We start from the raw sequence: 26052 nt of genomic DNA, 5'->3' as shown, positions 1-26052 counted from the left end.
AAAACCATGAACATCAGGGAAAATATCGACGAAGGCCTCCGCTCCATACAAAGTAATCTGCTCAGAACCGTGCTCACCGCGCTGATCATCGCCATCGGAATTACATCCCTGGTCGGCATTCTGACCGCCATAGAAGGCATTCAGAATTCGGTAAACAGCAGTTTCGCCGATCTTGGCGCCAATACATTTACCGTCAAAAACAAAGAAGACGACAATTTCCGGAATGGCGGCCGCCGAAGCAAACAGTATCCGGCGGTAACCTATCGCGAAGCCCTTACATTTGCCAACAAATTCAAAGAATCCTATGCAGCAACAGCCTCACTATCAGCAGATATAGGTGGTGCGGTGCAGGTCAATTTTCTTTCTGGAAAGACCAATCCGAATAGCAGCGTCGTTGGCTCTGATGAGCAATATTTAGGAATCAATGGCTACAAAATTGATCTCGGTCGCAACCTCGACAAGAATGATATGGAAAATGCGATGAATGTTGCAGTAATCGGTCAGGAAATTGCCAAAAAACTCTTTCAACGCGTTGATCCGCTCAATAAGGACATTACTTTCATGGGCAGCCGCTACAAAGTTGTGGGTGTGCTGCAAAAGAAAGGATCGCTCGGCGGACAAAATGACGCCGACCGCATTATCCTCATTCCCCTCGAAAACGGACGCGGACTTGCCGCAAACCGTGCATTGACTTACAACATTACTGCCTCTGCACCCAACATTTCGGATGGGGATTTCATCGTAGAAGAAGCGCGCGGGATCATGCGCCGGATCCGAAATGACGCATTAGGAAAAGAGGATTCCTTCACCATCGACCGCGCCGACGCCGTTGCAAAAGATTTTGAAGAAGTTACCGGTTACCTGCGCATTGGCGGTTTCGGCATCGGCATTATTACATTATTAGGCGCTTCCATCGCGCTGATGAACATTATGCTCGTTTCTGTCACAGAACGGACGCGTGAAATCGGCATCCGCAAATCGCTTGGTGCAACGCCAGGAGTTATTCGTTTTCAATTCCTGATAGAAGCCATCGTGGTTTGCATATTAGGCGGAATCGCCGGCCTGATTTTAGGGATCATCATCGGCAATGTCATTTCCGGCCTCATCAGCTCCGACAGTTCATTTGTGGTGCCGTGGATCTGGATGGCGATGGGGATTCTGGTTTGTGTGGTCGTGGGCGTTCTTTCAGGAATTTACCCAGCCATTAAAGCATCCCGCCTCGATCCGATAGAAGCATTGCGTTATGAATAAAGGAGTTATGGATTAAAAGCTGCTTGCAGCGATTTTTTCCAATGATTTTTTCAAAATAACGCTTGCTTAATATATTTTTCTACATACTTTTGCACTCCCAACAAGAGAGATCAATGCCCAGATGGCGGAATTGGTAGACGCGTTGGTCTCAAACACCAATGAGGTTACACTCGTGCCGGTTCGACTCCGGCTCTGGGTACGTAAAGAGCATAAAAGATTGAAAATCAATCATTTATGCTCTTTTTTTTATTCCCTACCTACCAAAGTCAGCACTTTATAAAGGCGAAAAGCTGCGTGCGAACTTTTTTTTTAATCTAGCAAAGAATATACGTCACGGTATTTTCAAATGAAACCTGGTTCTTTACAGAAACTTGTAAACTCCTCTATTTCTTTCGCGTATGCATTCAACTCTACTTCCTGCAACAAGTAAGAATTCCCTATTATTTAGCTCTCTGCAAACATCAGTCATTGGGTTACTTTTTTTGCTTATCACCGGCTTCTCATCCGGTGTTTTTGCTTCAACATTTTACGTTAAAACCACAGGCACAGGAAATGGGTCGGGCTCATGGGCAAATGCCAGCAATGATCTTCAGGCGACCATCAATGCGGCCATCGCAGGCGACGAAGTCTGGGTGGCAGGGGGCACCTTTCAGCCTCCGGCTTTTACGTACTTCTTCATGAAGGAGGGCGTGAAGATTTATGGTGGCTTTGCCGGAACGGAAACAAATCTTGCAAGTCGCGACTTGACTATCACTGCTAATACAAGCGTTTTGCGTGGCGTGCCAAGTTCTGTCAATACGATCCGAAATTCAGGGAACGGGCTTACAACGGCTGCTTTGCTCGACGGTTTTACGGTTTCAGGAGAAACCAGCGGCATTTTTAATGACAATTCATCGCCCATGTTTGTCAATGTAACTATTACAGATAATGGCCTTAACGGAGCAGGTATGAGAAATGAAAATTGCTCTCCCGTTCTGGTAAACTGCTCTATAATCAGAAATTCGGGCGTTGGTATGGAAAATGTAGCCGCCTCTCCGATACTGACGAATTGTACAATTGTAGATAACATACCTTCTGGTCAGACCGCATCCGGTATGCGAAATTCGTCTAATTCTTCTCCTCAAATTCGGAACAGCATCATTTTTGGGAGACTTGGAATCCCCAATGGCGTACCCGGGATCTTAGATGAAACAGGTTCCAGTGCAGTGATCAGATATAGCATGGTGCAACGTGTAAATGATGAAAACCCCGATAACCATAATGCCTCAGGCGCGGTTGATCCGTTATTTGTGAATGTAGCGGAGGGTGATTATCGGCTGCAACAATGCAGCCCTGGTGTGAACAAGGGTAACAATGGCTATTATGCCAGCGGCCAAACGCCGAATTTAACTACGATCACAACCGATCTTGCTGGTAATCCACGTATTTATGGTCAGGGAACGGCAGATATGGGCGCATATGAATTTCAGGGTGCCACGCCTGTGGGTGTTCCGGGCGTTTGGTATGTGAAGGCAGGCGGAACCGGCTCCGGAGTTAGCTGGGAGTGCGCTTCCGGCAGCGTACAGCTTGCAATAAATTCAGCTGCGAGCGGTGAGCAGGTATGGGTGGCCGGAGGAACCTTTTACCCTGATCAGGAACAGGAGATTAATAGAAGATTCATTATGAAGGAAGGCGTGAAAATTTATGGTGGCTTTGCAGGGACAGAAACAAATCTGACCGATCGCGACCTGACCATCACTGCTAATAAAAGCATTTTGCGTGGCGTGCAAAGTTCTCTTTATACGATCAATAATAATGGAAACGGACTTACGACTGCGGCCTTGCTGGACGGTTTTACGGTTTCAGGATTCAACGCTGGCATCTTAAATTCCGGTTCATCGCCGATGTTTGTAAATGTTACCATCACAGAGAACGGTATTTACGCACCTGGTATGAGAAATGAAAATTCCTCTCCTGTTTTGGTAAACTGCTCCATCGTTAGAAATTCTGGTGTTGGAATGGAAAATTCAGCAGCATCTCCGATACTTACCAACTGCACAATTGCCGATAACAAACTCGATGAGAATCCGGCAGCAGGAATAAACAATACGAATAACTCATCTTCAAAAATCCGGAACAGTATCATCTTTGGAAATGATTTCGGCATAGTCAATGAGGCGGGTTCCAGCTCATTCATTCAGTACAGTTTGGTGCAAGGTGAATTCAGCACATCCGATGGCAACATTCCAGGCTATAACAATCCGCTTTTTCGTAATGTCACCCCTCGTGATTACGTGCTGCAGGCTTGCAGTCCGGCTTTGAACAAGGGAAGCAACTCCTACTATGCCAATAGTCAAACGCCGAATTTGTCTGCGGTTTTGACCGATCAGAATGGTAATAGCCGTTTTTATAACGATGGTGTTGTAGATATGGGTGCTACTGAATTCCAGGGCAATCCGGGAAGGCCAGGTGTTGCGGGTGTTTGGTATGTAATGGCCGGAGCGACCGGGGCGGGTAAAAGCTGGGATTGCCCAATGGGTGACCTGCAGCTTGCTATTAATACGGCAAAGAGTGGCGAGCAGGTATGGGTAGCAGCCGGTACTTATCAGCCGGGAAGCGGCCCGCGTTTCAGTATGAAAGAGGGTGTCAAAATTTATGGCGGGTTTGCGAGTACAGAAACAAGCCTGGACCAGCGGGACCTGTTCGTGACAGCCAACAAAAGTATCCTGAATGGGGACAACGGACCCGGCGTGCTAAGTAATTCCGGTCTGACACTGACAAGCGCTGCTGTACTGGACGGCTTTACCATCAACGGTTCAAACGGTGCACCTGCCATTCAGAACGGTTCCGGATCGGCTCCGATGCTGGTCAACCTGACGGTTACCGGAAATAATTTTACAGGTATGTACATTACCGACTCCTCACCAGTATTGATTAACTGTACTTTTAGCGGCAATATTTCAAATTCGCCAGGCGGTGGCATGCTGATAGCTGGCGGCTCTCCAAGGCTGATCAACTGCTTAATCAGTAATAATTCAAGCAATGCCAATGGCGGGGGAGTCTTCATTGACAACTCGACTGCAAGCATGATCAATTGCACAATTGCAGGCAATACTGCTTCTGGCCAGGGAGGCGGCATATTCAACCAAGGAAATGTATCGCCAATACTCTACAACAGCATTGTTCACGGCAATAATTCCGGCATTTATGAACTCGGATCCAGGCTTGATATCCAGTACAGCCTCGTCCAGAAAGACCCTATCCCCGGCGGTCCGGCAACTGCGAACATCGATCCGCTTTTTGTAAATGCCGCCGACGGAAATTATCGTTTGCAGCCTTGCAGCCCGGCCGTGAACGCAGGTTTTAATTACTTCAGTTCTGGAAGTACACCGGATTTGTCCAGCGTTACAACCGATCTGGACAACAAATCCAGACTGCGCGAGCACGTCGTAGATTTAGGTGCCTACGAGTTTAGTGGCACAACACGTGGGCTGGCAATTGATCTGGACGAAGCCTCCGCTAATATTACCAGAGATTATGTGCTGACTTCATTTAATTCAGATTGTCGGCTAGTGGCCTATTTGAATCCAAGCGGCGTTGTGAATGGCACGGGTGCCGTTTCCGGGCCGATATCGGCAAAAGTATGGGTCGCAAGTTCCCAGCCTGCAAACTTCGTAAAACGGCACTACCAGATCACTCCCCTGGACAATGCGGCAAATGAATCTTCAAAAGTCACCCTGTTTTTTACTCAGCAGGAATTCACCGATTTTAATGCTGTAAATTCTGTCAAATTGCCGGTTGATGCCGCGGACCTGGAAGATAATAAAGCGAACCTGCGCATTGAAAAACGTCCGGGTGTGAGTAGTGACGGCTCGGGGCTTCCGAATTCTTATACCGGCACTATCTCCACATTCAATCCTTCGGAAGCCAATGGCAAAGTTGAGTGGAATGCTGACGCACAATATTGGGAAGTAACTTTTGATGTAACCGGTTTTAGCGGATTTTTTGTAAAAACAACAGAATCTGCGCTACCGCTGAATTTGATCAGCTTTACCGCAACGAAAGAAATTGGAAGCAATTTGCTTCAATGGAGCACGACCGACGAAGTCAACACCGACAACTTCGAAATTCAGCGTAGCGGCGATGCCAAAAGCTTCATTAAGATAGCGACTGTGGACGCGGCTGGCAGTGGAAATAATCATTACAGCTACCACGATCAAAACAACTTTGACGGCACCATTTATTACCGTCTGAAAATGTCAGATCGCGCAACAAACGATCTGGACGGGAAATTTACCTACAGCAAGATCATTTCCTTACATGGCGAGGGCGATCTGAATGCGATTTATCCAAACCCAGCAGGCGAAACAGTTACATTCCAGGTTAGTGATGCGTTGCTAAAAACATCTGCCAATTTATATGATATTACCGGTCGCCACATTCAAAGTCTTAACATTACTGCCAATAAACAACAGATCAGTGTAAAATCGCTGCCCATTGGCCTTTACATTCTCAAATTTGCTGATGGTACAACCGAAAGATTTGTAAAAAAGTAATTGGTGACTTCTCCAAGAAAATGGTTGAACATTTGTTCCGCTGCGGGTACAAAAGCCCTTCAACGAAAGTTGAGGGGCTTTTTCCATTTAAGCTTGTTACACACAGCCACTTGGAGCATGGAGGGATAGCAATTATTTGCTATTGTGCAAGGTGTGTAGTTTACTGTTTTTTGTATAAAAGACCTTAACTACGTTCGGATGAAAATCAAAAAACTTTACTCAACATTTCTAATAATCCTTTTGTGTATTGCCAGCAGCAGCATTCAGGCGCAAAGCTATTGCAGCTCTGCCGGTGGTAATGGCCAGAGTATATTTAATGTAACGATTGGCACTTTAAACAATTCTTCGAACTGTAATCTAACGGGTGGCAGCGGGTCTGTTTTAAATGATTATGCAAATTATACCGAGGTGGCAGCTCCGGATCTTTTACAACTAGCGCCGCTTCCTTTTTCTATCGGCATCGGTATTTGCAGTGGTTACGGACAATCCACGACATCGATCTGGATCGATTATAACCATGACGGAGCGTTTGATGGGCAGGGTGAACTTGTGTATCGCTCAGCTGGATTTTTCAACCCGTCATATACGGTAACAGGTTCAATCGTTATTCCTCAGAGCGCCCTGCCAGGCCCAACCCGGATGCGGGTTATCAACTCCAAGGAATCGAATGTAGATCCTTGCGGAAATTATAGCGGAGGTGAAACAGAAGATTACACCGTAAATATTTTAAGCACCACTGCGTGCACTGGCCAGCCTGCACCAGGAAATACCATAGCAAGTGAATCCATTACCTGCTTCAATCGCACCATTGATTTGTCGTTTTCATCCGCTTCCGCACTCAACAGTGTCGATGGTGCGGGCTTCACTTACCAGTGGTTTAACAATGCGGGTCCGATTTCCGGTGCGACCAACCCGACATACACGGCAACCATTACAAACGCAGACAATTTTTATTGTGAAGTCACCTGTACGGTGAGTGGCCAAATTGGTCAATCCACTCCGGTTGCCATTAGTTTAAAACCGTTTGACCAATGCTATTGTGCTTCTATCGCTGCCAGTGCCGCGGGGCTGGACATTTTCAATGTAACAGCAGGGACGCTCAATAACACTTCTGACCTTTCCCCGGCAGGCGGCCCCGGATCAGTTACAAACAGATATGCCGATTATACCACGATGGTCTCACCGCCGGTCTTTAATCAGTTGGCGGCAATTCCATTTTCCGTGCAAATAGCTGAGAACACCGGTCCTGCCGCCACGTCTGTTTGGATCGATTACAATCAGAACGGCATTTTTGAAGCTCCCGATGAAAGAGTATATCAAACAACAACGCCAACTTCCGGAAACCAAACGCTTACCGGCTCTTTTATCATTCCATCCGGTGCGTTGACGGGCACAACCCGTATGCGGGTAATTACAAATGCTGGTCAAAACCCGGTAGGCTCTGCCTGCGATAGTTATGATCAGGGCGAAACGGAAGATTATCTGGTCAGCATCGAGCCGCCGCTGGTGTGCAGCGGCGCCCCGGCACAGAGCAATACAATCGCTACACAAGAGCAGGATTGCGCGGAAGGAAGGTATACATTTTCGCTGAGCCCTGCGGTGACGACGATCGGCAATACGTTTCAATGGTATAATAACGACGGACCCATTGCCGGCGCAACAGGCGAGACTTATAGTGCAAAAATTACAAGAGAGGATGTTTATTACTGTGATGTATCATGCGCCAACGGCGAAACAACGACGAGATCGATTCCGGTTTCTGTTGCTCCCTGCTATTGCAAATCCTACGCTCGGGACCGGGAGGGATTAGAGATCAGTAATGTGACAGTAGGGACGCTCAACAATTCAACCGCCTCCCTTCAACTCGGTGGGCCGGGATCTGTGTCAGGTGCTTATTCTGATTTCACAACCCTTGTGGATGCGCCTGTCTTGAATCAATCAGCCACGATTCCATTTTCAATATCCACTGGCGGAAGCGCTTCTTTCTTTAATACAATGATCTGGATTGACTACAACCGCAATGGTTCCTTCGAAAGTCCGGGTGAATTGATATTTCAAGGTCGGGGTGAAAGTAATTTTACTGGCACAGGCTCATTTATAATACCTAAAAACGCACCTACAGGTACTACCCGTATGCGGATCATTTCTGCCCAGAACCTTGGCCCGAACCTGTTTACTTCTGTATGCGGAGAATATTTTAAAGGAGAAACAGAAGATTATCTGATCAACATTGTACCGCCGCCATCTTGTAGTGGCAGCCCTGCCCAAACAACTACTATTGCGACCCAAGACCTGGTTTGCCCCGAGGTAAGTTTTACTTTTTCGCTGAGTCCGATCATCACAACGGGCAACAACACTTATCAATGGTACAATAATGCGGGTCCCATTGCCGGTGCTACCGACGATACCTACACAGCCACCATCACCGGTCCCGACAATTTTTATTGCGCTGTAACTTGTCCAACCGGCGAAAGCACAACCCTGTCAACACCCGTGGCTGTTCAGCGCCCCTCCCTTTATTGTGCCTGTACTTCCATTTCAGGAGATGCCAATTCTGCTGACATTGCCAATGTGACGATAGGCGAATTAAACAACTCCTCGAATTGTGGTCAAACCGGCGGACCGGGCTCAGTGCTAAGTCGGTATTCGGATTACACCCGGGTGATAGCCGCCACTAACCTTACAGCAGGCACCACCATTCCGATCTCTGTATCAATGACTTCTTGTGGTCGATTTGGTTTCAGTTCGACATCTGCCTGGATTGATTTTAATCATAATGGAAGTTTTGATGCACCGGGGGAAAGAGTTTTTTCCGCACCAGATAACCTTAGGGCCGAATACACTTTGACAGGTTCCGTTTCCATTCCGGAAGGGGCGCTGCCTGGTCTGACACGTATGAGAGTCATATCCGGAAGCGGAGATGTCATTAATTCTGCTTGCGCAGACTATCAATTGGGCGAAACGGAAGATTACTTTGTCAATATTATTATTCCTTCTTGTGATGGAAGGGTATCGCTCCCGACAGCTGCAACGACCAGCACACAAGACGTAGCCGCTACGCCGCTAATTGCCAATGGCTGCGAATATATAGCCAAAGTGGTGCCTACAAGCGGGTTTACGGAGGCTACTATCAAAAGCTGGCTTGACACAACACCGCCTTTCAGCTATGTGCCGCGGCATTATGAGATTACACCGGGCACCAATGCAAACACCGCCACCGGCACGGTAACTTTGTACTTCTCACAAGCCGATTTTGACGCCTATAATGCAGCGATTACTGCTGGCCTTTTACCAACCGGCCCGAATGATGTCTCAGGTATCGCCAACTTCCAGATCGTTAAATTTGCTGGGACCAGCCCGACAGGCCTCAACTATCCGGGGACGCCAACCTATATCCCTAGTGGATCAGACTCCTGGAATGCAGGAGATTATACTCTAAGTTGGAATGCAGTCAATTCCATTTGGGAAGTAACATTCCCTGTATCAGGATTCAGTGGTTTTATAGCAAAATCAATTGAACACCCGTTGCCCGTTACATTGATTTCTTTCACTGGGAAACCCGTAGAGGAAAGCAATGAGCTTACCTGGAAAACAAGCTCGGAAGTTGATTTCAGTCATTTTGAGATCCAAAGGAGTTTGAATGGAAAAACATTTGAGAAAATAGGTGAGCAAGCACCCGATGAGGCAAGAATTTACACTTTTCTTGATCTCAATGCACCTGCTGGAATAGCATATTACCGCCTGAAAATGATCGATCTGGATACCAAATATGCCTACTCAAAAATAATTGCGTTGGGAAGCGATACAGAAAAATCACTGGTCGGAAATTTTTATCCAAATCCTGGTAATGGTAAAGTATACATTAAAATTAATGCAATCGAGAAAGGCCTTTGGAACATTACCCACTATAATGTAACAGGGAGAGTACTGTCTCATAAAACCAAGATATTACAACCCGGGCCGAACATTATTATGATAGACAAATTGTCTCCTGGCTTAAACATTTTGAAGTTTGACAACGGCAGTATTTCCGAAACCCGGAAAGTAATAAAAGAGTAGCGAAAGAATAAGCGTCCTTGCCATGGATTACCCTTATGTTGGCGAAATCAAAATGTTCGCCGGGAAATTCGCTCCCGAAGGCTGGCATCTCTGTGATGGGACACTGCTTCCCATCGCAGAGAACCATTTCCTTTTTCATGTGCTGGGAACCGCATACGGCGGCGATGGAATGATAACATTTGGCCTTCCTGATCTCAGAGGTGAGATGCCGGTACACCAGGACGAGGGCCCCGGCGGCGGGGAAAGGCCTTTCGACAGCAGCGAGGCCTATATATATGTCAACTACATTATTTCACTGTATGGGATATACGCGCCAAAAAGTTGAGCGAAAATGTATCCCTGTTTGCCCCTAGCTGATCGTCATGAGAGAACCTTTTCTGGCAGAAATAAAATATATTCCGACTCGGAATGTACCCGAAGGCTGGGCCAGATGTGACGGCCGGCAACTGGGCATCGCAGCGCATCCAGCTTTGTTTGCACTGTTGGGAACGACGTTTGGCGGCGACGGTCAGTCAACATTCGCACTGCCTAACCTTGCGGGGCGCAAGCCTGTGCAGATTGAATTGCATGCTGAGATGCTTTCACTGGCTAATCAATCGTCGCGCCCGCTGGGCCTGGAAAGAAGTGTCCGGCTGCAATCCGTTGCGCCCGATTACGAATCGACTAATTTTTGCATTGCATTGAAGGGCATTTACCCATCAAGCAATAACACCCGGGAAATCAGACCAGCCTTTCCCTGATCGCCAGACTCACCGCCTCGGTGGCGCTGTTTACATATAGCTTGTCGTAGATGTTACGGATGTGGTTATTGACTGTATTGTAAGCAATATTGCATTCGGCGGCGATTAATTTGTAACTGTAACCTTTAACCAAAAACCCCAATATGTGCTTTTCACGCTCCGTCAGGTGGTAATCTTTTTTGGTTGCCGTTTCAGCGGAAAAGTAACGCAGCACTTTGGTAGCAATGCTGCCAGTCATGGGCGCACCGCCTTCAAGCGCCTCTCTCAAACTCTCAATAAAGCGCTCAGGACTTGTTTTCTTTAACAAATATCCATTGGCACCCGCTTGCAGACTTCCAAAAATCCGTTCGTCTTCTTCGAAATTTGTTTGGATCAGCACAGGCAATGCACCAAAATGCCTTCTGATGAGAATGGTTGCATCTATGCCGTTTATTCCGGGCATATCAATATCCATGAGCACAAGGTCGGGTTTCGATTCGGTGATATTGGCCAAAAGGTTATTGGCATTGGGAAAAGTTCCGGTGCACAAGAAACCATCAGAAAGATTGAGGAGCATGGAAACGCTGCTCAATCGCTCCTGATTATCGTCGAAAATAATGATCCTTGACGCCATACGCTGAGTCAATAGCAATGATAAAACTTTTAAATAACATCCTACAAAATTAGCACCGAATATCTTCTACAATATAGCAAATACTAGTCATCTTTAGCGGACTAGAATAGCAGCGTAATAGTTGTGCCCTCATCAATGACAGAATGGATCGTAAGCAGACCATTCATTTGTGCCGCACGCTGATGCATATTGGCCAGCCCATTGCCTTTTCTGATAAATTCGGGGTCAAATCCGTTGCCATTGTCACGGATGATCAGCTTTGTCTGGCTACCCTCCCGCGTTGTAAATACCGAAATGGTGCTCGCATTGGAATATTTGGCCGCATTGTTCATCGCCTCTTTGAAGATCAGATACAAGTTCTTTCGCGTCTGCATATCCAATTTCAGGTTTTGCATTTGGATATCCGCATCAAAACGGAAAGCAAACCCTTTGGATTCTGCCAATGTGCTGCCGAATTGAAACATGCGTGCAAACACGTCCTCGATCTGGTCGCTGCCAGCTTTCACACTCCATACGATATCACTAAGCCCTTCCTGAACCTGCTGGGCATTTTCCTTTATTTTCTGGACCACCTGCTGATGTTCCTTCTTCTCCATTTGCATCAGCAATGCCTGGCTATAAAAAGTAATGCTGCTCAGCGTGCTCCCGATCTCATCATGCATATCTGCGCTGATCCCGTTGCGGATTTTCTGGATATCCATGATCTGCCGGAGCCGGTTTTGATAAAAGAGATAAATCAGCAAGCCGATGCCCAGCAAACTGAATATATAAAACCAAACCGATTTGTACCAGGGCGCAAGCACCCGGATCGATGATTTCCATTCCTGGCTACTCCAATCCGCACCTCCCACAGAAACCTGCACTTTAAGCATGTAATCTCCCGGCGGCAGGCTGTTGAAGAGTAACTTATTGCCATTTTCAAACATTTGCCAGCGATCATCCCCCCACCCTTCCAGCTTGTAGCGGAAGCGGTTTAATGAAGTATTCTGATAATCCGGGCTCATAAATGCGAAAGCAAAAAAACGATCACCGGGGTTGAAAATGATCTGCTGACCGGCCTGATGGGTAGTGATCGTGTCGGTCTTGTTCCGGCTGGCATCGAATTTAGCATAGGAAATAAGCTGCAATGCGCGCTCTTTTTTTGAGCTCAAATCAAGCTGTTCCGGGTTGAATGCAGCAATGCCGTTCAGGCCACCGAAGTAAAGTGTGCCGTCTCTCGCTTTCAGATAGGAACCATGGTTGAATTCAAGGTGAGGCAGGCCGTCAGAAATTCCGTAGTTATGGAATTTCCTGGTTTTTGTATCAAACCGAGACAAACCTTTGTTGGTGCTCAGCCAAAGATTCCCGCGCTCGTCCGGCAAGGCAGCGTAGATATTATTGTCAGGCAGGCCGTCGTGCGTGGTAAAAAGCTGTGTTTTTTTGCTATCTACGTCAATGCGGATCAGCCCTTGCCCGGTTGCCGCCCACAGTGCATTTTCAAACCACGCGGTGTGAAAAATTTGTAAAGCCGGAAGTTTGATCCTGTCTCCGGCTGTCTGTCCATAATGTTCAAAAATGCTTGCATCCTGATTCAGCACATATAACCCATTTGTAGTGCTGACTAAAACCCGGTTGTTCCTCCATGGCATAAAGTTGTTGATACGTTCATTTTTGATGTAACGCCCGGCTTTATCATTTAAAAGAACAGGTTTCAGATCCCGCGTACTGATGACTCCCATCCCGCCCCAGGTTCCTGTCCAGAAAGTGGAATCATTGAGTTTATAAAAAGAAGTAAATCCACGTCCGCTTACAAACGGAAAATCGACGGCATGATAAGCTTCGGTCTCAGGATTAATTTTGAGAAATTCTATGCCATCCGTTACCGCATAAACCTCGGTTTTGGTAAAAAGCACCTTATAGGGAATCACCATGCTATTTGAAGGTGTGGTCTGGCTGTGCAGCTGCATATGCCTGCTCCGATGCTGCGCGGGATCAATCTGATGAAGCAGATATTGTAAACCATCCCGGTTATACCCATAAGAACATGCCCAGATCATTCCTGAACGATCCTCAGTGATGCCTCTCACGCTGCTCCCGATATCACTTGTTTTTTCCAGCGGCACACTCATGTATCTTCTGAAAATTTCTTCGGTGAGCGTAACCTTGATAAGCCCGTTGACGCCCGAAACCCAAAAACTGCCATCCGTGCTCAGATAGGCCCCGAAGAAAAAAATATCGGCACCCGATTTTTGCAAAAGGAGTGTTGTCAGATTCGTGAACTGACCGGTCTTTTGATTTACAAAACCAATCTCTTTTGAAGATTTATACCACTTGTAACTGTTTTGATAAGCATAGATAAAATCGGGGGCTATCGGAGAAGCCATGTCCGTGAGCGGGCCGAACGTCCCTGTTCCGAAGGCGTAATGACGCATTTGGAATTTCTTGCTAGTCTTATGCTTGTAATATATTTGCAACGTGTCAGCGCCGGACTGCACAACATTGAAGACACCATATTGCCGGGAATCAATGTCCTGACCCAACAAATTAGTCCTCTTTAATAAATGTCCGTTTCCATCCATTTCATCCAGAAACGTGCTGTCACTATACGCGTATCGCCGATTTTTGTTAATAACAAAAAGTTTGGTCACCTGACTTTCAATGGGCGACGCATGCCCGGCTTCTGTTGGCGGCGTGTACAGGGCTTCGGGGAGGTAATCTGCATTGACTTTAATAAGCTTCCCACGGGGTATCGACACCCAGCCATTCTGATCCCTGTCGAAAAAAACATCCAGATGCTGTTTTGAATCAACACTTTTAAAAGAAGCGGAAGGATTAATGGTCTTGCAGGTCAGGTTAAGGGGATCAATAATACTGACGCCGATATTGTGCGCTACCCAGATCTCGCCCTTTGGCCCGGTCTTGATTTGGTTGATCAGGGTTCCGCCACCGATGGAGCGGGTTAGCATTCCCGTAAAATTCTGAAAGCTATACCCATCATATCGCCAGAGCTCCTGGCCGGTGGCCACCCACATGAATCCCCGGCCATCCTGTGTCAAGGAACGCGTATTGCGGCTGGGCAAACCTTGCTCCGGACCAAGCAATTGAATATTTACACGCGTTTGCGGTGCCTGGGCAAGACAAATGTCCGTGAAAATCAGGAATAGGAAAGGCAGCAGACCATACGAGTGGATTTTTATGCAAGACAAATTCAACAGGAACCGTAAAAGTCTGCGCAGCATGAAGAGACAGAAGTGTTTAGGACGTATGTAACTGTATACTCAATATGTAACTGTATACTCTAAAAGTAGATTTTTAGATTAAAAAACTAACAATCTTTTTTCTAACCACCTGCCACAACGGCGATTTGGAGGATTAAATCGCCTGATATAGCAATAATTTGCTATTGTGCATTGGCGCGCTCCTATCGTCTTTTGCGCTACGATTTTACTCAACGTTATTTCTTTAATCAGCATGTCAAATTCCGCGGGCTGTGAAAATGCTTCACCAGCCTTTCTTTCCGGTTTTCATTGCCCGCACAATCCAAAACGCCAAAATCATCGTCCATAAACAGCCTTAATTTCAAAAACAATGAAAAAGTTAATTTACTCACTTTCAACATTACTGGTTTTCACTTTCGTCCTGGCTTGTACAGATCACGACATTTTCGAGCCTGAACCGGAAACCTTGTCTTCGGAAATATTTATAAGCGGATTGAAGTATCCGATCGGACTGACATCAGATGACACGGGAAACCTGTGGGTGACCGAAGCAGGATCTGGCAAGGGCAATGATGGCAGCGTTTCCATGATCACTCCATCGGGCGTGAAGACAACATTTGTAACTGGTTTGCAATCCCTGATGCGGGAAGGATCAATAGAAGGAATTGCCCATTTGGCTTACCGCGCGGGAAAACTATATTTCTTGCACGGCTCCAATGGAATCCTCTACACAGCAGATGTGTCGTCTTTCAAATCCGGCGATAGCCCCGTTGCGCTGGACGATATTGACTCTGTAGATATCGGAAGCTATGTCAAAAGCCTGTCTTTGACCGACCCGATTAACTCAAACACATATCATTTTACATTTGGCCCTGACAATCATATGTACATCGTTGACGCCGGAAGCAATGCCGTTATCAAGAGAGATATTGCGACGGGCGCATTGAGTTTGTTTGCTAAAATACCCAATGTTGCGGCAGGCGTAGAGGCTGTGCCAACGGGCATTGTTTACGATGGAAGCAAATTTCTTATCAGCACATTAACCGGCTTTCCTTTTACACCAGGTGATGCCAAAATCTTTCAAGTGAGTGCATCAGGAGGGGTAGATGTGTACAAGTCTAAATTTACAACACTGACCGGTATTACACTTTCAGCTAACAAGAAACCCATCGTCATTCAGCATGGTGTTTTCGGCGCAATGGGATTTGGTGCCAAGTCCGGCAAAGTGCTTAATGAGGACGGCAAGATATTGCTTGAAGGTCTTTCACGTCCTACCGACATTATCCGTGGAAGCGGCCAGACCTTCTATGTGCTAAGCTATGAGGACGGTTCAATCAGCAAGTTGTCGTATTAATATCTTTCACTTATCCTACAAAGACCATTCAAGTGAAAGCAATTAAAATCATTGGCAAAATACTTGCTGGCTTCATCTTCATTATTCTTGCAGGTATCATTTATGTAAAAACTGCACTTCCCGATACGGGCCCCGCGCCTGACATTAAAATTGAACGGACTGCGGGCCGCGTGGCGCGGGGAGAGTATCTCGCTAATCACGTGACAGTTTGTATGGATTGCCACAGCACCCGCGACTGGTCGCGCTATGCCGGACCGCTTTCGGGCGGATTCGGGGCGGGCGGCGAGGCCTTTACGCAGGACATGGGCTTTCCGGGCAAGTTTTATGCACCCAATATCACACCCTATACACTGGCCGGATGGACGGACGGAGAAATTTTCCGCGCCGTCACAACCGGTGTCAATAAAGAGGGAAAAGCACTATTTCCGGTCATGGCCTACCACCGGTTCGGCCAGCTCGACCAAGAGGATATTTACTCGGTAATCGCCTACATTCGCGAATTGCCGGCCATAAAAAAGGATATTCCGGAGTCAGAACCTGACTTTCCGGTCAGCATTCTGATCAATACAATGCCTGCAAAGGCCTCGCTCACCAAGCGTCCGTCGGAATCGGATCAGGTGGCTTATGGCAAGTATCTGATCACCGCGACCGGTTGTGTGGATTGCCATAGTAAAACCGAAAAAGGAAGTGTCGTTGCCGGAACTGAATTTGGAGGTGGAATGGAATTCGCTGGCCCAAACGGCATTATGCGCTCTCCAAACATTACCATGCATAAGCAAACAGGAATAGGTAACTGGACAAAAGACGCCTTTGTTGCCCGTTTTAAGGCATACGTTGACAGCAATTATGTCTCTCCAAAAATGGCACCGGATGCCATTAACACACCAATGCCCTGGACCATGTACGCAGGTATGAAAGTAGAGGACCTGAATGCGATCTACGCTTATCTAAACACAGTGAAACCGATCGAAAATCAGGTCGTAAGGATGGAAAAAAAGTAGTTTTACGCCAAGCCCAAAGTGGCCATTAATTCACGGGCCGCTACGGGCCCGGCGCGATTTGCTCCTATCGTGGACGCAGACGGACCATATCCGGGTAAATGGATGCGGGGTTCTTTCGCAACCATAGTCGCCAACCGGCCCGACATGATAATGCCGCCAGTTTCTTCCCTGGGCAGAACGGATTTCAAATGATCCAACGCCCCTCTGAAGCCCGTGTTCCATAGAATCACATCCGCCTTTTCCTCCCTGCCATCTTCCCATTTGACACCGTTATTAGTGATCTCACTGAACATAGGTAAACGATTCAGTACGCCTCTCCGTTTCATATCTACAACTTCCGGCGAAAGCGGCAGGCCCGTAACGGAAACAACAGATGAGGGCAGCAGGCCTTTCCTTACCCTGTCTTCCACCATAGCAACGGCATTGTGCCCTGCTGCATCATCAAAAGGACCTTCTCTAAAAACAGGTGGACGGCGGGTAACCCAGGTAGTGGTCGTCACTTTCGAAACCTGATCGAGTAAATGGATGGCAGATATACCACCGCCAACCACAACTACATGCTTTCCCTTAAAATAATCGGCATTCTTAAAGTCCTTTGTATGCAGCTGTTCGCCTTTGAAAAGACCAGCACCGGGGTAGGTCGGAATGTAAGGGTTTTCCCAGGTTCCGGTGGCGTTAATGATTCCCATTGCAGAAAATAGTGTTTCCGAGGAATCGATATAGAACCGATCGTTATGGAGATAAACATTTTCCACTTTCACCGGACGATAGACCCGTATATCGAATTTTTGCTCGTAAAGCTCATAGTAATGGGGCACAGCAATGCTCGCTTGTACGGCCGCCGGGACGGCCGCCGGGACGGTCGCCGGGACGGCCGCCGGGACGGTCGCCGGGACGGCCGCCGGGACGGCCGCATTAGTTTCACCAATAGTTTCCTCGAATGACATTCCGGGTAGATCATGGATTCTGTTTACAGTACTCAATGTAAGCGATGGCCAGCGAAATTGCCATGCACCACCCGCTGATGGAGCGGCGTCGAGTACGATAAAATCCGGCCCTATCGCCAACCCCAGTTTCTTTAAATAATAAGCTGCGGATAAGCCGGCCTGGCCGGCACCAATGACCATGATCTTTGTCTTATATCGAATTTTATCTGACATCCGGAACGTTTTTTCTGCGCCGTTCCAATTATAATCAATTATAGGTTAAACGGAATAAATGCGCCAGCGAATTTGTAAATTAATTTTCAATAATCTTACTTTGTCTATCAATTAAGTAGAATATCACTTGTTAACCACCAGCAAGTGACTTCGACGCACTCCCAATTCAATTTTAACTAGCTAATATGATGCTACAACTACGATCGCTCGCCTCCGGCGGGTATGCCTGGTCTGTCTTGCTCCTGGCATTTTTGTCTTTTCAATCGGTTGCCCAGTCCGTGGTGGTAAAGGGTAAGGTGATTTCTTCCGCTGATCAGGGTGGTGCGCCCGGGATCAATGTAATTCTGAAAAGCACAACAAACGGCACGACGACCAATGCCAATGGTAACTACGAGATTCAGGCACCGGAAGACGGCGTGCTGGTGTTTTCAGGGATCGGTTACCAAACGAGTGAAGTGCCTGTAAATGGGCGCAGTAACATTGACATTACGCTCTCTGTGGACACCAAACAGCTCAATGAAATTGTGGTGGTGGGTTATGGAACACAGAAAAAAAGCGATGTGACCGGCGCAGTAGGATCGGTCAAAATGGACCGTGAAATTACCAGCCGGCCAATTGTAGAGTTGGGACAGGCTTTATATGGCAAAATCCCGGGAGTGCAGGTTTTGAGCAGCAACGGCCGGCCCGGAACCTCGTCAACCATTCAGATCCGCGGAATTAATTCGGTTTCGGCCAGCAGCTCGCCTTTGATTGTGATTGACGGAATGCCTATTCCCAATTACGATCTTAACCTCCTGAGCGCGAATGACATTGAGTCGATGGAAGTTCTGAAAGACGCCTCATCAGCTGCGATTTACGGATCACGCGGCGCGAATGGTGTTATTTTGATCACCACAAAGAGCGGCAAGGAAGGCAAGACCAAATTCAATGTCAATTATTCCTACGGTTTTCAAAAAGTCATTGATAAAATCAAGGTCGTGAACTCGCAGGAATATGCCCAGGCTTCCATAGACGCCGCACAAAATGGCTGGATCGAAAGCGGCGGCGACCCGAGCGCGCCCAACACCATTGAAGCCAGAAAACAATATAAATACACCTGGCCTACTGCATTTAACAACCCCGAAAATCTTGAAAACACCAATTGGCAAGACTTGATTTTCAGAACGGCGCCGATGCAGAAAATTGAGCTGAATGCGAGTGGCGGAAATAGCAAAACGAATTTCATTGTGTCGGCCGGCTATGTGAAGCAGCAAGGCATCGTGATCACTTCGGATTACAAAAAATACACATTTAACATTAAAGCCAATTCGCAGATTAAGAACTGGTTGCAAGTGGGCGGCATGCTGAATGTAAGCTACGACCACGAAAATGAGCCTTTCAACCGAACCGTAGAATGGGCCGTTCAATATCCGAACATTTATCCGGTTTACGGAAATAATGGTTTGCTCGGCGCACCTGCAAACACGCCGGGTTTTGAAAAATACGATGCCATTTTGTTCAGGCCGAAAAACGGTCACCCGCTGTATCAGATCACGGATGACATTCAGCACAGGCAGTTCAATAACCTGGGAAATGTGTTTGCCCAAATTGATTTCCTGCCCGGACTACGCTTTAAATCAGCGCTTAACTTCTTCTATAACAGAGGTGACCACAACAATTACCAGGCGGTTGACCATAACCTCGGACCCACCTATTACACAGAAGGCGTAATGACCGTGAACCAGGTGCGGACATTAAATTACACCTCTCAAAACCTGCTGACCTACGACAAAACCTTCAAGGAACATTCGTTTTCGGCATTGTTGGGGATGGAGTATAACAACAACGATTATTACTACACCAACCAGGAACGCAGGGGTTATGACAATGATCTTATTAAGGCATTAAGTGCTGGAAAAACCGTTTTCCAGGCAGAAGATGACAAGAACAAGAGTATTCTGATCTCCTACTTTTCCCGTTTAAACTACACATTTAAAGGACGTTACCTGTTATCTGCGAGCATTCGCCGTGATGGTTCTTCACGGTTTGGGCCTAATAACAAATGGGGCGTTTTCCCATCCGTTTCGGGAGGCTGGATCGTGTCGGATGAGGCGTTTTTGAGTGCTGTGAAGCCTATTAACAACTTGAAACTGCGTGCCAGCTATGGATTTACGGGCAATGACCGTTTTGCCGATTACAAGTGGATCGGTGCGATGTCGCAGGGACGCATTGCTTTTGGAAATAATTTAAGTACAACTTACTATCCCGGCAGCATCACCAATCCCGACCTGGAATGGGAACGGACACAGCAGTTTAATGCGGGTGTAGATCTGGGTTTGTTCAGCAACCGGATCGTTTTTGAAGCCGATTATTACATTTCAAAATCAGACGGTTTGCTCCTGGACGTCCCGATTCCGATTGTGTCCGGGTTTAATAGTGTTTTCAAAAACATTGGAAAATTACAAAACAAAGGACTTGAACTCAACCTCACCACGCATAACCTGAAAGGCGCATTGGGCTGGACCTCGCAGCTAAATTTCTCCCGGAATCGCAACAAAGTGCTCGCGCTCGGCAAAGACAATGCACCTATGATTTACCAGCCGGGTTTTGGGATGGAATCCATCAATAAAGTGGGTGAGCCGATATTCAGTTTCTACGGTTACCAATATGACGGCGTGTATATGAACCAGGGCGAAGTGGACGCCGATCCGTCGCATTATGCTTCGGCCAAGCCGGGTGACGGGCGTTATGTAGATGTGAATGGTGATGGGGTTTTGAATGCCAAAGACCGCACGATCATTGGCAATTATACACCGGATTTTATTTGGAGTTTTACCAATAATCTGACTTACAAAGGATTCGATTTCAGCATGTTGATCCAGGGCGTGCAGGGAAGCGACGTGTATGACAACAACATTCACCGCGCCATGCTTTACCACGAAGGCCGCAACTATTACAAGGAAATGACTAGCCGCTGGCGTTCCGAACAAGAGCCGGGCGATGGCTATCATTACAAGCTGACGGTGGATCTGGACGGTTATGAAAAAACGGCTTCGAGTTACTGGATCGTGGACGGTTCTTATTTCCGGGTGAAGGCTTTGACGTTGGGCTACACATTTCCCTCGGCCATTCTTTCCAGGTTAAAGCTTGAATCCCTGCGCATTTATGCCAATGGTCAAAATCTTTTTACACACAAAAATGCGCCGATTTTTGATCCGGAAAACTTCAATGGAAGTGCCACCAGCGCCACGGCACGCGGGGTTACGCACTCGCCCTACCCTTCTGCAAAGGTTTACACATTTGGCGTCAACATTGGTTTTTAAAATTCTAATTCCCAGAGTAATGAAAAGATTTAGACAACATATAATATACATTTTGCTGGCCGCAACCGGCTTTTCATGCAGCGAAAGCCAGCTTGACCAATATCCTGAAACGCGGCTGACCGAAGGCAGTTTCTACACCTCGGAAGCACAGATTGTGCAGGCGGTCAATGATGTTTACCGCCAGTTGAACCGCACTTACGCAGCCAGCGGCATCGTGGACCTGTACGGCGAAATGTATTCGGACAACACATATATCGAGTTTTCTGGCGGCGCGACGACGTTTGAGGATGACATTAAAGCATTCCGTATTCAGCCTAATAACGGCCTGATTCAAACGGCCTGGAACAACAGCTACAACTCGATTTACATTTGCAATAATGCCATTGAGCAGCTTGAAAAGACAACGGTCCAATTCGGCAATCCTGCGCTGAAAGACAGGCTGAAAGCAGAAGCCACATTCATCCGTTCGCTGCTGTTTTTCAACATGACGCGGGTTTGGGGTGACATTCCGTTGCCATTAAAAGTCGTGAGTGCGGACGAGAGCTACACTTATTTGCGTGAGAAAAGAGATGTGGTTTACCAGCAGATCATTGCGGATTTAAAAGCGAGCAAGGCCGCGTTACCAGCCAGTTATTCAGGGACAGACGTTGGCAGAATTACAAAATATGCCGCCGCAGCCGTGCTGGCAGAGGTTTATTTGACCATCAATGACAAACCCAATGCTGCAAAAGAGCTGAAAGAGATCATTGACAGCAATGTGTACTCCCTCGATGCCAACAAAGACGGTGTGGTAAACAGCGCAGATTATGCATTCAACTTTTTGCCCGAAACGAAAAACTCGAAAGAATCCGTTCTCGAATTGCAGTTCCTGGCAGGCCAGAATGCGGTAAACAGCAATTATCAGCAAACTTATACGCCTTACCACTGGGCTTTTCATTTACCTGGCAGCACCGAAACATTCCGCGGCAGCGGCCTCAACAGCCCGACGCCCGATTTGACCAATGAATTTGAAACGACAGACACAATCCGGAAGAACATTTCGGTTTACCCGGGTTATACAAATCTGGAAACGGGTGCATTTATCAAATATCCTTTTACCCAAAAATATTACGATCCCAACTGGCGCTATCCGGGACAGAATGTGGAATTGACCCGTTATGCGGACATTCTGCTCTCCTATTCCGAAGCCACGGGCGATCCTTCGTATCTCAATCAGGTTCGGGCACGGGTGGGACTTCCGGGTTTTGGGAAAACGGGTTATCCTGCCAAATATCCAACGCTTGCGCTTGCCATCGAGCATGAAAGAAGAACAGAGCTGAGCTTTGAATTCCATCGCTTTTTCGACCTTGTCCGGACCGGCCGTGCTGTTCCGGTTTTGAAAGCGAAGGGTTACAACATTACCGAAAGCAAGCTGCTCTTCCCCATTCCGCAGGCGGCGATTGACGTAAATCCGCAATTGACACAAAATGCATATTAGAAAAAACGGCAAGTGATGTTTTGATAGCATCGCTTGCCGTTTTGATTTGAAACCAAACCCATTCCGCATGAAGAGATTATTCCAACATCTGTTGATTGCATGCTTAGCGGCATTCAGCTTTATAAAAGCACCCGCTCAAAGCACGCCTAACATTATTTTCATCATCGGCGATGACATTAGCTGGGACGACATTGGTGCTTATGGAAATACCAAAGTAAAAACGCCAAACCTCGACAAGCTGGCTAGGAATGGACTCAAATTCACCAACATGTATTTGACTGCAAGCTCATGCAGCCCGAGCCGCACGAGTATTCTGACCGGCCGATATCCGCATAACACAGGCGCGGCGGAACTACATTCGCCCCTTCCCGCACACCTGAAATTTTTCCCTGAACAGCTGAAACAAAAGGGCTATTTTTCTGCCCTAGCAGGCAAATGGCATGAAGGCCCGGCAACCGAAAGGGCTTATGACACATTGCTGGTTGATAAAAAAGCAAATGGTGAAGGCGGGGAATTGCAGTGGGTTAACCTGCTCAAAACCAGACCTAAGAACAAGCCATTTTTCTTCTGGCTGGCTCCTTATGATGCGCACAGGCCATGGTCGGCCAAAACGGAAGGACCTCAACATGACCCGGTTGGGGACATTATGGTGCCGCCGACATTGGTGGATACTAAGGAAACGCGGGAGGATTTGAGATCTTATTATAATGAAATCGCGCGGCTGGATCATTATGTGGGTGACCTGGAAAAGGAACTGGAACGGCAAGGCATTGCAGAAAATACGCTGATCATTTTCACGGCAGATAACGGCCGCCCGTTTCCCGGAAGCAAAACGAGATTGTATGATGCGGGTGTCAAAACGCCTTTTATTGCCAAATGGCCCAAAGGAATCAAAGCCGGGCAAGTTTCTGAAAGTCTGGTGAGCGCAATTGACATTGCTCCTACGTTGCTCGAATTGGCTGGCGTGACACCAGCCGAAACAGTTCAGGGAAAAAGCTTTGCTTCGATTTTGAAAACACCTGAAAGGGCATTCAGAAAATATGTTTTTGCTGAACACAACTGGCACGATTATGCTGCCTACGAACGCTCTGTCCGCACCAACGACTTTTTGTATGTGATCAATAAGAGAACGGAATTCGACAACGGCGGACCGATTGACGCCAACCAAAGCGCTTCTGCCAAAGCTTTGAAAAGTGCGAAAGCGAATGGCAAATTGACTTTATTACAAAACGACGCCCTCCTCACGCCCCGCCCTGCGGAAGAGTTTTTCGACAACTTCAAAGATCCGCTGCAATCCAGGAATGAGATTAAAAATAAAACATTCGCCACCCCCATCGCGGAATTAAGAAAAGTCCTCAAACAATGGCAGGACGAAACCGGCGACACCGAGCCTGCGAACCTCACACCCGACTGGTATGACCGCGAAACCGGAGAACCGACTGCGGCCAAAGACAAGCGCGGTGAAATGCCGGGTGCTGCAAAAAAAGCAGATTATATCAATGCCAAAGGGCCATTTTAAATCACATTAACCCATTCTGATGAAGCATATTTTATTATTTATCCTGTTGATCATTGTTTTAAAAACAAAGGCACAGCAGCAAGACAGGCCCAACATTCTGTGGATTGTAAGTGAAGACAACAGCCCTTTGCTGGGTTGCTATGGCGACGCATTTGCGACGACGCCGAACCTGGATAAGTTTGCCAAACAAGGTGTTTTATACAAAAATGCATTTGCAACCGCGCCCGTTTGCGCACCCTCGCGCTCGACGCTGATCACGGGAATGTATCCGCCTTCGATGGGCACGGAGCACATGCGCAGCACTTATCCGGCGCCAGATTACGTGAAATTTTTCCCGCGTTACTTCCGCGAAGCTGGTTATTACACAACCAATAATGCCAAAAAGGACTACAACACCGTAGACCAGCTCGAAGCCTGGGACGAATCGAGCGCAAAAGCGACTTACAAAAACCGCAAACCCGGACAACCATTCTTCGCCGTTTTCAACCTCAATGTATCGCACGAAAGCGGCATTCACACTTCCGTCCCGATTGAAAAGCTGAAACACGATCCTGAAAAAGTAAAGCTCCCGCCTTACCATCCCGCCACGCCCGAAATGAAGCACGACTGGGCGCAATATTATGACAAGCTGGAAGAAATGGACCGCCAGGCCGGAGCGCTTTTGAAAGAACTGGAAGCCGAAGGATTAGCTGAAAACACCATCGTTTTCTATTACAGCGACAATGGTGGCATCCTGGGCAGAAGCAAACGTTTCGTTTATGAATCCGGACTACGCGTGCCGTTGATCATTCGTTTTCCTGAAAAATTTTCTGGCCTCGCACCCGATGCGCCTGGCTCGGTTACCGACCGCATCGTGACATTCAATGACTTTGCACCGAGCGTAATGAGTCTGGCAGGTTTGGACATTCCAACCTACATGCAGGGCAAAGCGTTTTTGGGCAAAAAAGAAGTGAAAGAGCGCGCCTATGCTTACGGTTTCCGCGGCCGGATGGACGAGCGAACGGATCTTTCAAGAACGGTTCGCGACAAGCAATTCCGCTATATCCGCAATTATATGCCGCACAAAATTTACGCGCAACATCTTGAATATCTGTGGAAAGCACCATCCATGCCATCCTGGGAGGCAGAGTATAAAGCAGGCAGACTGAATGCGGATCAAAAGCGATTTTGGGAAGAAAAACCAGCCGAAGAACTATTCGACATTGCAACTGACCCGCACAACATTCACAACCTCGCCGCCGATCCAAAATACAAAGACGTGCTGCAAAAACTCCGCAAAGCAAACCACGACTGGCTGATCGAATCCAAAGATGTAGGCTTCATTCCCGAAGGATTGCTGAGCAAAATTTCCGAAACAACGCCTCTGCGCGATTATGCAGAAAGCGGAAAATATGCATTGGAAAAGGTCATTCAGACAGCGGAAATTGCTTCATCTCGAGAAAAATCGCAGTTGAAAGAATTGATGAAAAGACTGGGCGACAAAGATCCGGTAGTTCGATATTGGGCGGTGATCGGAACCATTGTTTTGAAGAACGATGCGATTGCTGCCAAGCCCAAATTACAAACGCTGCTGAACGACCCGGAAGTGACCGTGCGCATTGCTTCCGCAGAATCTTTGCTTGCATTCGGCGAAACGGATGCGCCTGTGGAAACATTAAGCGAAGCATTGAAAAGCGAAAATCAAATGGCGCGTGTGCAGGCTTTGAATGTGCTGGAAACGATTGGCGCGAAAGCGCAGCCTGCATTTGAAAATGTGCGTGCGTTATTGAAGACGGATCAGCAGGATTCTGACTATGATGTGAGAGCGGCAAAGAAAATTCTGGAAGTGGCTGAAAACAAATGAT

At 47.3% G+C, this 26052-nt stretch carries 14 protein-coding genes and 1 tRNA gene; 12 read left to right on the top strand and 3 right to left on the bottom strand.

Annotated elements, in window-relative coordinates:
* The first annotated feature begins 6 nt into the window (after nucleotides 1-6).
* The 6 genes from L0659_RS10920 (at nucleotide 7) to L0659_RS26415 (ending at nucleotide 10585) form a co-directional block, all read left to right on the top strand.
* A complete protein-coding gene (locus L0659_RS10920; protein WP_235126006.1) occupies nucleotides 7-1251 on the top strand; it encodes an ABC transporter permease in 1245 nt (414 codons plus the stop codon).
* Between the two features lie 115 nt (nucleotides 1252-1366).
* A tRNA-Leu gene (locus tag L0659_RS10915) sits at nucleotides 1367-1450 on the top strand.
* Between the two features lie 199 nt (nucleotides 1451-1649).
* Nucleotides 1650-5786 carry a right-handed parallel beta-helix repeat-containing protein gene (locus L0659_RS10910; protein WP_235126005.1) on the top strand — a complete coding sequence of 1379 codons (4137 nt, stop codon included), beginning with the start codon at nucleotides 1650-1652 and terminating at the stop codon, nucleotides 5784-5786.
* Between the two features lie 198 nt (nucleotides 5787-5984).
* Nucleotides 5985-9845 (top strand): GEVED domain-containing protein, encoded by a 3861-nt coding sequence (locus L0659_RS10905; protein ID WP_235126004.1) that lies wholly within the window; start codon nucleotides 5985-5987, stop codon nucleotides 9843-9845.
* A gap of 22 nt (nucleotides 9846-9867) precedes the next feature.
* Complete coding sequence (locus L0659_RS10900) at nucleotides 9868-10170, top strand: phage tail protein (RefSeq protein WP_235126003.1); 303 nt, start codon at nucleotides 9868-9870, stop codon at nucleotides 10168-10170.
* Between the two features lie 37 nt (nucleotides 10171-10207).
* Nucleotides 10208-10585, top strand: a complete 378-nt coding sequence (locus L0659_RS26415; protein WP_310590698.1) for a tail fiber protein — start codon at nucleotides 10208-10210, stop codon at nucleotides 10583-10585.
* Here L0659_RS26415 and L0659_RS10890 read toward each other — a convergent pair.
* Together L0659_RS10890 and L0659_RS10885 are read right to left on the bottom strand one after the other, a co-directional pair.
* Entirely contained in the window at nucleotides 10566-11198 is a 633-nt protein-coding gene (locus L0659_RS10890; protein ID WP_235126002.1) for a response regulator transcription factor, read from the bottom strand. The two genes, L0659_RS26415 and L0659_RS10890, sit on opposite strands and share 20 nt — an antisense overlap.
* Nucleotides 11199-11299: 101 nt before the next feature.
* Complete coding sequence (locus tag L0659_RS10885) at nucleotides 11300-14416, bottom strand: two-component regulator propeller domain-containing protein (protein ID WP_235126001.1); 3117 nt, start codon at nucleotides 14414-14416, stop codon at nucleotides 11300-11302.
* 349 nt (nucleotides 14417-14765) lie between these two features.
* On the opposite strand from L0659_RS10885, the gene L0659_RS10880 reads away from it, so the two are divergent.
* Together L0659_RS10880 and L0659_RS10875 are read left to right on the top strand one after the other, a co-directional pair.
* Entirely contained in the window at nucleotides 14766-15749 is a 984-nt protein-coding gene (locus tag L0659_RS10880; RefSeq protein WP_235126000.1) for a ScyD/ScyE family protein, read from the top strand.
* 32 nt (nucleotides 15750-15781) lie between these two features.
* Entirely contained in the window at nucleotides 15782-16750 is a 969-nt protein-coding gene (locus L0659_RS10875; protein WP_310590697.1) for a c-type cytochrome, read from the top strand.
* 2 nt (nucleotides 16751-16752) lie between these two features.
* Here the strand turns inward: L0659_RS10875 and L0659_RS10870 are convergent, their stop codons facing one another.
* Complete coding sequence (locus L0659_RS10870) at nucleotides 16753-17910, bottom strand: NAD(P)-binding domain-containing protein (RefSeq protein ID WP_235125999.1); 1158 nt, start codon at nucleotides 17908-17910, stop codon at nucleotides 16753-16755.
* A 185-nt stretch (nucleotides 17911-18095) separates the two neighbouring features.
* On the opposite strand from L0659_RS10870, the gene L0659_RS10865 reads away from it, so the two are divergent.
* The 4 genes from L0659_RS10865 (at nucleotide 18096) to L0659_RS10850 (ending at nucleotide 26051) form a co-directional block, all read left to right on the top strand.
* Nucleotides 18096-21212 carry a TonB-dependent receptor gene (locus L0659_RS10865; protein ID WP_235125997.1) on the top strand — a complete coding sequence of 1039 codons (3117 nt, stop codon included), beginning with the start codon at nucleotides 18096-18098 and terminating at the stop codon, nucleotides 21210-21212.
* A gap of 19 nt (nucleotides 21213-21231) precedes the next feature.
* Entirely contained in the window at nucleotides 21232-22689 is a 1458-nt protein-coding gene (locus tag L0659_RS10860) for a RagB/SusD family nutrient uptake outer membrane protein (RefSeq protein ID WP_235125996.1), read from the top strand.
* 67 nt (nucleotides 22690-22756) lie between these two features.
* Complete coding sequence (locus L0659_RS10855; RefSeq protein ID WP_235125995.1) at nucleotides 22757-24208, top strand: sulfatase; 1452 nt, start codon at nucleotides 22757-22759, stop codon at nucleotides 24206-24208.
* Nucleotides 24209-24227: 19 nt separating this feature from the next.
* The gene (locus tag L0659_RS10850) at nucleotides 24228-26051 is read left to right on the top strand and encodes a sulfatase (protein WP_235125994.1); all 1824 of its coding nucleotides are present in this window, start codon (nucleotides 24228-24230) and stop codon (nucleotides 26049-26051) included.
* Nucleotide 26052: the final 1 nt, after the last annotated feature.

This window comes from Dyadobacter sp. CY347, from assembly GCF_021502655.1.
Lineage (GTDB): Bacteria > Bacteroidota > Bacteroidia > Cytophagales > Spirosomataceae > Dyadobacter.
Note: the sequence above shows the minus strand (reverse complement) of the source record. Positions and strands in the feature narration are given on the sequence as shown.

Excerpts from the sequence above, each read along its gene's own strand:
- L0659_RS10885 (WP_235126001.1), bottom strand. The coding sequence starts at position 14,416 with ATGCTGCGCAGACTTTTACGGTTCCTGTTGAATTTGTCTTGCATAAAA.
- L0659_RS10870 (WP_235125999.1), bottom strand. The coding sequence starts at position 17,910 with ATGTCAGATAAAATTCGATATAAGACAAAGATCATGGTCATTGGTGCC.
- L0659_RS10920 (WP_235126006.1), top strand. The coding sequence starts at position 7 with ATGAACATCAGGGAAAATATCGACGAAGGCCTCCGCTCCATACAAAGT.
- L0659_RS10850 (WP_235125994.1), top strand. The coding sequence starts at position 24,228 with ATGAAGCATATTTTATTATTTATCCTGTTGATCATTGTTTTAAAAACA.
- L0659_RS10865 (WP_235125997.1), top strand. The coding sequence starts at position 18,096 with ATGATGCTACAACTACGATCGCTCGCCTCCGGCGGGTATGCCTGGTCT.
- L0659_RS10910 (WP_235126005.1), top strand. The coding sequence starts at position 1,650 with ATGCATTCAACTCTACTTCCTGCAACAAGTAAGAATTCCCTATTATTT.
- L0659_RS10890 (WP_235126002.1), bottom strand. The coding sequence starts at position 11,198 with ATGGCGTCAAGGATCATTATTTTCGACGATAATCAGGAGCGATTGAGC.
- L0659_RS10900 (WP_235126003.1), top strand. The coding sequence starts at position 9,868 with ATGGATTACCCTTATGTTGGCGAAATCAAAATGTTCGCCGGGAAATTC.
- L0659_RS26415 (WP_310590698.1), top strand. The coding sequence starts at position 10,208 with ATGAGAGAACCTTTTCTGGCAGAAATAAAATATATTCCGACTCGGAAT.
- L0659_RS10880 (WP_235126000.1), top strand. The coding sequence starts at position 14,766 with ATGAAAAAGTTAATTTACTCACTTTCAACATTACTGGTTTTCACTTTC.
- L0659_RS10905 (WP_235126004.1), top strand. The coding sequence starts at position 5,985 with ATGAAAATCAAAAAACTTTACTCAACATTTCTAATAATCCTTTTGTGT.
- L0659_RS10855 (WP_235125995.1), top strand. The coding sequence starts at position 22,757 with ATGAAGAGATTATTCCAACATCTGTTGATTGCATGCTTAGCGGCATTC.
- L0659_RS10860 (WP_235125996.1), top strand. The coding sequence starts at position 21,232 with ATGAAAAGATTTAGACAACATATAATATACATTTTGCTGGCCGCAACC.